Source organism: Chitinophaga sp., assembly GCF_036569125.1.
Classification (GTDB): domain Bacteria; phylum Bacteroidota; class Bacteroidia; order Chitinophagales; family Chitinophagaceae; genus Chitinophaga.
On the sequence record NZ_DATCRF010000636.1, the window covers coordinates 1 to 2,855 of the forward strand.

2 protein-coding genes are annotated in these 2,855 nt (G+C 49.1%); one reads left to right on the forward strand and one right to left on the reverse strand.

Annotated elements, in window-relative coordinates:
* Window positions 1–1,175, forward strand: a 1,175-nt coding sequence (locus tag VIM87_RS23805) for a zinc-dependent metalloprotease (RefSeq protein ID WP_331999428.1), incomplete at its 5' end; no start/stop codon positions are given.
* 228 nt (window positions 1,176–1,403) lie between these two features.
* On the opposite strand, the gene VIM87_RS23810 is transcribed toward VIM87_RS23805, so the two are convergent.
* Window positions 1,404–2,855, reverse strand: a 1,452-nt coding sequence (locus tag VIM87_RS23810; protein ID WP_331999429.1) for a mandelate racemase/muconate lactonizing enzyme family protein, incomplete at its 5' end; no start/stop codon positions are given.

Sequence of the window (2,855 nt, forward strand, 5' to 3'; positions counted from 1 at the left end):
TATCCTCGCACGAAGTAGGCCATACCCTGGGCCTGCGGCATAACTTCGGATCCAGCTCCGCCTACCCGGTAGAAAAGCTGCGCGATAAAGCCTGGGTAGAAAAGAACGGACATGCTCCTTCCATTATGGACTATGCCCGTTTTAATTATGTAGCACAGCCGGAAGATGGTATCACCGGCGCCGACCTGTACCCCCGTATTAACTTTTACGATAAATGGGCTATTGAATGGGGCTACCGCGAGATCCCGGAAGCCGCCACCGCCGAAGCTGAAAAGCCTATCCTGAATAAATGGACCATCACCCGATTAAAAGATAAACGTTACTGGTTTGGTACGGAAAGCAACCCCGATGATCCGCGCTCACAGAACGAGGACCTGGGAGATGATGCCATGAAGGCCAGCTATTACGGCATTAAGAACCTGCAGCGCATTATTCCCAACCTTATGGCCTGGACCCGTGAGCCGAACGAAGGATACAGTAACCTGGGTGAATTGTACCGCGAAATAACCGGCCAATACTCCCGGTACCTGGGCCATGTAGCCAAAAATGTAGGCGGCATTTATGAAACACCTAAAACAGTGGAGCAGGAAGGCGCCGTGTATGAAGCCGTACCCAAAGCTACCCAGCAGGAGGCTGTTAAATTCCTGAACCAGCAACTGTTCATTACCCCCAAATGGTTATTGGATAAAGATATTTTGCAACGTACCGGTAATGATGCTACCACGGTGATACTGGCGCGCCAGGAACCTGTACTGGACCGCTTATTAAGCACCGGCACACTGAACAAGCTGTTAAATGCATCGGCCATGGAAGGCAACAATGCTTACCAGGCAACAGACATGATGAATGATCTGAAGAAAGGTATTTTCAGTGAAGTATATACGCACAAGCCTATTGACATATTCCGCCGCAACCTGCAAAAGGCCTATGTGAAGAATCTTACAGAGCTGCTGTCGCCCGGCGGTAGTCCCAGCATGAGTGGCGGTATGACTATCATGTTCGGCAGCGCGCCGGCAGATCCCAGCAGAACGGATGTAAGCAGCATTGCACGCGCACAGCTAACTACCTTGCGTAACGAGATGCGCACCGCTGCTGCCGCTATGCCGGATAATATGAGCCGCTATCATTTAACAGACCTCGTGCAAAGGATCACTTCAGCATTAGAGCCGAAGTGATAATTGCGAATTGAGTACTGCGAAGGAAATGTGCTGCGCTTTAATTTGAACGCATAATCATTAGAATAAAGAATTTTAAACATAAAAAAGCAGTCCTGCGTGTAAACATGCAGGACTGCTTTTTTTATAACAGGCGATAACAGTGTAACCGTTGCCGTTATAGTCACAGATAAGGCCAGTGCAGCTATATACCAGGACAGTTTGTACATAATTGAATGGTTTATAGTATCAGCTCCACAGCCGGTCCCAGGAGCGGTTATCATCCCATTCCGGCGTAGGTGCAAAGTAACTTTTATCTTCAGGCGCCAGGTGTTTCTTCAGCTCTTCATCATTCAGCTCTATGCCTAATCCCGGTTTGTCCGGCACAATGGCAAAACCTTTTTCAATGAGCGGCTTATCTGACTTCACCAAACTATTCCAATACGGTACATCCAGCGAGTGATGTTCCAGCGCTACAAAATTCTGCGTTGCAGCAGCACAATGCACATTGGCCATAAACGAAATGGGCAGGCCGGCAAAGTGCATGGCCATGGCCACGCCTTTCTCTTCTGCATAATCACCAATACGTTTGGTTTCCAGGATACCGCCGGCTGTTGCAAGATCCGGGTGTATAAGATCTATTGCATGTGCGTCAATCAATTTAATGAACTCTTCTTTCAGATAAATATCTTCCCCGGTAAGCGTAGGCGTATCTATAGCATTGGTGATCTGTTTCCATTGTTCGGTGAACTTCCAGGGGATCAGATCTTCCAGCCAGGCCAAACGGTAGGGCTCTACGGCCTTGCCTAAACGAATAGCGTTGTTCTGATCAAAATGTCCGTAGTGATCAGATGCCAATGGTATATTATAGCCTACTGCTTCCCGCACCTGGCTGATGCGCTGCGCCAGTATATCCAGTCCTTTGGGTGTGATCTGCACCTGCGTGAACGGGTGTTCCGTAGCGCCATAGGTCATAGGCTGATTGGTCCACTGCCTGCCTACATCCCAGAAATTATCATTCACCAAAGCGCCGGGCGTATTTTTCAGCAGCTCAATTCCAAAATCCATTTTCAGGAAAGTGTAGCCTTTACCTTCCAGGCGGTCTTTGAGCTTAGCAGCAAATTCAGTGGGGTCTTCCACTTCAGGCGTATCTGCATACAACCTTACGCGATCGCGGTATTTACCGCCTAACAGCTGGTACACGGGCACGCCATATGCTTTACCGGCTAAATCCCATAACGCCATTTCTACACCGGAGACACCTCCTCCCTGCCTGCCATGAAAGCCAAATTGTTTAATACGTTTAAAGATCATTTCCACGCTGCAGGGGTTCATGCCCAGGATGCGGCTTTTCAGGAACAGTGCATAACGCCAGCTTGCGCCATCCCTCACTTCACCCAGGCCGTAAATACCCTGATTCGTGTCTATACGGATAATGGGACAACGTCCCGTTGAATTCATACCAATTGCATAGCGCATATCTGTGATCTTAAGATCAGACGGTGAGGAGTTGCGGTTCACTTTGGAGGTGCTGAAGGCCAGCGTATCTTCCAGGGGTGCAAACATAAAACCGCCCAGCGCCAAGCCGCCCAGGGTTCTTTTCAGGAAAGAGCGGCGGTTGTCCAGCGGCTTTTCATCGTGCGGATCTGTTGGTTCAGCTACGCCAAGTTTGGAGAGGAATTTTTGTGATGGGTTCATAAA